This is a genomic window from Neisseria sp. P0001.S005, from assembly GCF_051963715.1.
This window is the reverse complement of record NZ_JBQCTZ010000254.1, coordinates 1-4,323: the sequence shown is the minus strand read 5'-3', so window position 1 is coordinate 4,323 and position 4,323 is coordinate 1. Positions and strand designations below refer to the sequence as shown.

The 4,323-nt window shown below is 54.9% G+C and carries 6 protein-coding genes; 1 reads left to right on the top strand and 5 read right to left on the bottom strand.

Annotated features, from left to right (window positions below):
• Together ACTHSP_RS18275 and ACTHSP_RS18270 are read right to left on the bottom strand one after the other, a co-directional pair.
• A partial coding sequence (locus ACTHSP_RS18275; protein WP_440346613.1) for a phosphoheptose isomerase occupies positions 1-488 on the bottom strand: 488 nt, incomplete at its 3' end.
• A 4-nt stretch (positions 489-492) separates the two neighbouring features.
• Entirely contained in the window at positions 493-840 is a 348-nt protein-coding gene (locus tag ACTHSP_RS18270; protein ID WP_107867920.1) for a YraN family protein, read from the bottom strand.
• 65 nt (positions 841-905) lie between these two features.
• Between ACTHSP_RS18270 and rsmI the strand changes: the two genes are divergently transcribed.
• Positions 906-1,784, top strand: a complete 879-nt coding sequence (gene rsmI, locus ACTHSP_RS18265) for a 16S rRNA (cytidine(1402)-2'-O)-methyltransferase (RefSeq protein ID WP_107867919.1) — start codon at positions 906-908, stop codon at positions 1,782-1,784.
• A gap of 155 nt (positions 1,785-1,939) precedes the next feature.
• Here the strand turns inward: rsmI and ACTHSP_RS18260 are convergent, their stop codons facing one another.
• The 3 genes from ACTHSP_RS18260 to lptD all read right to left on the bottom strand — a co-directional run.
• Positions 1,940-2,749: an alpha/beta hydrolase gene (locus ACTHSP_RS18260; protein ID WP_440346612.1), complete on the bottom strand. Its 810-nt coding sequence runs from the start codon at positions 2,747-2,749 to the stop codon at positions 1,940-1,942.
• A 114-nt stretch (positions 2,750-2,863) separates the two neighbouring features.
• Positions 2,864-3,853 (bottom strand): peptidylprolyl isomerase, encoded by a 990-nt coding sequence (locus ACTHSP_RS18255; protein ID WP_440346611.1) that lies wholly within the window; start codon positions 3,851-3,853, stop codon positions 2,864-2,866.
• On the bottom strand, positions 3,850-4,323 hold a 474-nt coding region (lptD, locus tag ACTHSP_RS18250; protein ID WP_440346610.1), incomplete at its 5' end, for an LPS assembly protein LptD. The genes ACTHSP_RS18255 and lptD, both read right to left, overlap by 4 nt.

Here is a 4,323-nt window from a genome sequence, read left to right as displayed (position 1 = left end):
AAAACGTCGGTATCTTTGAGCATGGCGGCGATTTTTCCGCCGTCGCGGCCGGTCATGGCGATGACGTGCATGTCGCGTTCGTGTGCCGCTTTGATGGCTTCGATGACGTTGGCGGAATTGCCGGAGGTGGAGATGCCGACCAATACGTCGCCGGCACGTCCGAGCGCGCGCACTTGTTTGCTGAATACATGGTCGAAACCGTAGTCGTTGCCGATGGCTGTCAGGGCGGAAGTATCTGTCGTCAGCGCGACAGCGGCCAATTCCATGCGTTCTTTTTCAAAACGGCCGGTCATTTCTGCGGCGAAGTGTTGCGCGTCGGCGGCCGAACCGCCATTGCCACAGGCCAGGATTTTGCCGTCGTTCATCAGGCATTGCAGCATCAGCTCGGCGGCCTGCGCAGTCGGCTCGACCAGTACTTTTTCGGCTTCCTGCTTAGCGCGGATGCTCTCGGCAAAATGTGCGGAAACGCGTTCTTGTAATGTTGTCATGAGGTTAACCTGTAATATTTTGAATCCATTCGGGCGGGCCGTCGCCCTCGATCAGTACCGCGTCTAGGCGGCAGGGCGCATGATTTAACCCGTGCTTTTGCAGATAATACTCTACACTTCGTTGCAATTTCAATAATTTGGATGGCGAGATGCTGTATGCGGCACCACCGAAACCTCGGTTTTTGCGGTATTTTACTTCAACAAACACAATCATACCGCCGTTTTTGACGATTAAATCGATTTCGCCGTAGGCGCAATGCCAGTTCCGAGCCAGCAGCGAGCAGCCTTTGGCCTGTAGGAACGCCAGTGCCGCATCTTCGGCCGCCGCCCCCTGTTTGTGGTTTAAGCGCATGAAAAGTTTACCCGTTATATAATCATTGTTTTTAAAGAGACGCCGTTTCAGACGGCCTTGAATCTATGTACACAAAACACTTGCAAAAAGCCGTCGACAGCATCGAAAAACAGACATTATACGTTGTCGCCACACCCATCGGCAATTTAGCCGACATAACGTTGCGCGCACTGGCCGTTCTGCAAAAGGCCGACATTATCTGCGCCGAGGACACCCGTGTTACCGCCCAGCTTTTGAGTGCATACGGCATTCAGGGCAAACTCGTGAGCGTGCGCGAACACAACGAGCAGCAAATGGCCGATAAAATCATCCCCCATCTTTCAGACGGCCTGAGTGTTGCCCAAGTTTCGGATGCGGGTACGCCTGCGGTTTGCGATCCCGGTGCGAAACTTGCCGCCCGCGTGCGCGAAGCCGGATTTAAAGTGGTGCCCGTGGTCGGCGCAAGCGCGGTCATGGGGGCGTTGAGCGTGGCTGGTGTGACGGAATCCGATTTTTACTTCAACGGTTTCCTGCCGCCTAAGGCCGGCGAACGCCAAAAGCTGCTGGCCAAATGGGCAGAAGCCGATTTTCCGATTGTGATGTTTGAAACGCCGCACCGTATCGAAGCAAGCCTTGCGGATATGGCCGCGCAGTTCCCCGAACGCCGTTTGACTTTGGCGCGCGAAATCACCAAAACATTTGAAACCTTCCTCAGCGGTACGGTTACCGAAATCCAAGCCGCCCTCAAAAACGACAGCAACCAAACGCGTGGCGAGATGGTGCTGGTGTTGCACCCTGCGGTGAAAGAGAAACACAGCGATTTGCCCGAGGCGGCGCAAAATACCATGAAAATCCTTGCGGCCGAGTTGCCAACCAAACAGGCTGCCGAGCTTGCCGCCAAGATTACCGGCGAGAATAAAAAGGCGCTGTATGATTTGGCTTTGGAATGGAAAAAGCAGGGGTAATGGCTGATTGGCAAACCGTATATCAAAGGCCGTCTGAACAATAGATTTCAGACGGCCTTTTTTGATTGGACTTTAGAGGTTTTAAATTGACCCAATAGGTTCAATACGCTTTGGTGTTTGCGTTTCAGACGGCCTCAATGTTTGGCAAACCTGTTTCAACGCTGCCATGCGCTGCGCAAATATTCGATGCAGTCGGTCAGGGCGTAAAACGGGGCGTTGCCGTGATTGGCGTTGGGGTAGAGGGTAAAGCGGACATCCGCGCCGAGGTGGTGCAAAGTGCCGGCAAGAATTTTGGCTTGTGCAACCATGCCGCTGCTGGTTTGGTCGGGGCGGTTGTTTCTGCCTTCATGTTCGCCTGCGCCAAGGCGGATGCCGATTCCTTGCGACAATGTGCCGGGCAGCCAATCGAGTACGCGGCGGTCTTGCCACCAGATAGACGGTGACACCAGCAAATAATGGCGGAATCGTTCGGGGCGGGTAAATAGGGAATAGAGGCCGTACAGTGCGCCGAACGAATGGCCGAAGACGGCTTGGTTTTGGGTGTCGATGCGGTATTTGCTGTCGAGCAGGGCGGAGAGTTCGTCATCGATAAAGCGGCTGAAGCGGTCGGCTTGGCCGTATTGTTTGCGTTCGGATTCGGGCGCGTTGTCGGGCAGCGGCGGCGTGTAGTCGAGGGCGCGTTGGCTTAAGTCGCGGATGGTGCCGCCGGTGTAGCCGATGCCGACAATCAGGCAGGCGGCATGGCTTTTGGTGATGGGGTTGATAAGCAGGGATTGCGCCATATTAAGGATGGCGGGGAAAAAGGCATCACCGTCAAGAATATACAGCACGGGATAGCCGCCTGCAGGACGCTCGCCGAGTGCCGCGGTTTGAATGCGGTAGGTGCGGCCGGTGTGTGCGGAGGTAATGGAAGTTTCTTCGGCTTGCAGCAGGGTGGCGGCTTGCCAGTTGGGACGGATGGGCATGATGGAGTGCTTTAATCAATGGGTTGTTTAAGTAAAAGGAGAAAAGGCCGTCTGAACAATGGATTTCAGACGGCCTTATTGTACCGATTCTTGTCTTTTTAACAATACGCGTGATTAGCGTACATCAACGTAGGAGCTGCTGTGCAGTTCGCGCAGGAGGTTGGTGGTCGCCTGTTGCGCTTTTTGTTGGGACAGGTATTGGCGGACGGCGTTTTGTTGGCGCTCTTCAGGCGTACCTGCTTCGCGGACGTCGTTCAGCTTGATGATGTGCCAGCCGAATTGGGTGCGGACAGGGGCGCTGATTTGGCCTGGTTTAAGTTTGTGGACGGCTTCTTCAAATGGGGCAACCATCATGCCGTCGGCAAACCAGCCCAAATCGCCACCGTTGCCGGCGCTGCTGTCTTGCGAGTATTGGCGTGCCAAACCGCCGAAATCTGCGCCGCTGCGGGCTTGTGAGTAGATTTTGCGGATGGTGCTTTCTGCGCCGACGGCGGCATTGTCGTTGTCGGCTTTAATGAGGATGTGTTGGGCATGGTATTGGCGCACAGGGTCTGCTTCAGGCAGGGTGACGCCTTGTTGTTTGGCCTGCTCGATGTAGCGTGCCACTTCGGAGTCGCTCACGCGGCTGTTTTGCATGATGGCTTGTTGGCGCACTTTTTCAACAATAATGCTGTCGGCGATGTCTTGACGGACGGAGGCAGACGGGTTTTTGATGTTGGGGTTGTGCGCGATAACGGCTTCGATTTCGCTATCGGTCGCTTGGATGTTGCGGCGTTTGCCGGCTTGGAGGATCAGGGATTGGTTGATCATTTGTGCCAAAACCTGTTGGCGCAGCTCGTTGGCGTCCATTTGTGTGCCTTTAGGCATGGTTTGGCGCGCTTGCGCTACGGCTTGCGCTACTTGGCGGTGGGTAATGACTTCGTTGTCGACAACCGCGGCAATGCCGTCTGAAAGATGTACGCCGCTTTGTACGGCAGGCATGGTGGTGGCGCTGACGACTGGGGTTTTGTTGGCACGCGCTTTGGTCGCTTTGGCTTTAGGGGCGGCGTGTGCGCCTACTGCGAGAGTGAGTGTGGCGACGAGAATCAGGGGTTTGAAGTTCATTGTTTGACTACCTCGTTGGTTTTGCTGTAACCGGGGATGGCTAAGCGGAGTTTTTCGAATGGGTTGTTGCCGATATTGCTCAAGTCTTTGAGTTGGAGGTTAAAGAATACGGCGTTTTTGTGGCTGTTTTCGCCGGTAACATAGCGTTGGCCGACCAAGCTTGCGCTCCAGCAGCCGCAGTTGCTTTTGTATTCTGCACCGATGAGCATTTCCAGCGGTTTTTTGGCTTCGATTTCGTAGTTGTAACGGGCAACGGCGTACAGGTTTTTGCTCAAAGGCCATTGGGCGGCAAGGTCGACTTGGCTGAGTTTGTCGTAGAAATAGTCGCCGTTGGCTTGCAGATAGATGCGCTCGTTGCGTCCGTATTTGTAGCGCGCGCTTAAGACTTTGCCGGGTTCGGGGTTGTAGGCAATCCCTGCGGCGTAGCTTTCGGCACGGCTTTGGTTTTGGTTGTAGTGGATGTCCAAGTC

Coding starts and splice junctions, on each gene's coding strand:
- ACTHSP_RS18270 (WP_107867920.1), bottom strand. CDS start 840: ATGCGCTTAAACCACAAACAGGGGGCGGCGGCCGAAGATGCGGCACTG.
- rsmI (WP_107867919.1), top strand. CDS start 906: ATGTACACAAAACACTTGCAAAAAGCCGTCGACAGCATCGAAAAACAG.
- ACTHSP_RS18260 (WP_440346612.1), bottom strand. CDS start 2,749: ATGCCCATCCGTCCCAACTGGCAAGCCGCCACCCTGCTGCAAGCCGAA.
- ACTHSP_RS18255 (WP_440346611.1), bottom strand. CDS start 3,853: ATGAACTTCAAACCCCTGATTCTCGTCGCCACACTCACTCTCGCAGTA.